Annotated in this window: 1 protein-coding gene; it reads right to left on the bottom strand. The window is 66.9% G+C overall.

Translation table 11 applies throughout. From position 1 onward, the window contains the following. Nucleotides 1-810, bottom strand: an 810-nt coding sequence (locus INQ47_RS25615; RefSeq protein WP_404702899.1) for an AMP-binding protein, incomplete at both ends; no start/stop codon positions are given.

The following is an 810-nucleotide window of genomic DNA, read 5'->3' as shown; positions in this document are numbered from 1 at the left end:
TGCAGCGCGGCACGCCGCTGTCTTGCAGGAACGCCTGGAGCATCGACGGCACGAAGTGCAGCGTGGTGATGTTTTCGCCGGTGATCAGCTCGACCAGACGGGCCGGGTCGCGATGATCACCCGGCGCGGCAACCACCAGTCGCGCACCGGTCATCAAGGGCCAGAAGAACTCCCACACCGACACGTCGAAGCTGAACGGCGTTTTCTGCAACACGCTGTCGCGAGCATCCAGTCGATAGGCCTGCTGCATCCAGCACAGTCGGTTGACCAGGGCCGAATGGCGGTTGCCCGCGCCTTTCGGCCGGCCTGTGGAGCCGGAGGTGTAGATCACATAGGCCAGGTTTTCAGGGGCCACCGCCACGTTCGGGTTGCGCGCGTCATCGGCGCCCGGTTCCAGGTCCAGCGCCAGGGTCTGCACGCCTTCGGCCAGCGGCAGTTGCAGGTGGCTCTGGGTCAGCAGCAGTTGCACGCCGCTGTCCTCGATCATGTAGCGCAGGCGCTCTTCGGGGTATTCCGGGTCCAGCGGCACGTAGGCGCCACCGGCCTTGAGGATGGCCAGCAAACCGACCACCATCTCCACCGAACGCTCCACCGCGATGCCCACCAGCACATCCGCGCCGACACCCAGGGCGATCAGGCGATGGGCCAGGCGGTTGGCGCGGGCGTTGAGCTGGGCGTAGCTCAGGCGCGTCTCGCCGAAGGCCAGCGCCGGGGCATCCGGGGTGCGCTGCACCTGGGCCTCGATCAGTTGCTGGATGCTCTGCTCCAGCGGGTAATGTTCAGCGGTGGCGTTCCACGTGACCAGGGTGC

It is taken from the genome of Pseudomonas sp. 3HC3 (genome assembly GCF_044904505.1).
GTDB classification, from domain to species: Bacteria; Pseudomonadota; Gammaproteobacteria; order Pseudomonadales; family Pseudomonadaceae; genus Aquipseudomonas; species Aquipseudomonas putida_Y.
The sequence above is the reverse complement of the archived record's forward strand: the minus strand, read 5'-3'. Positions and strand labels throughout refer to the sequence as shown.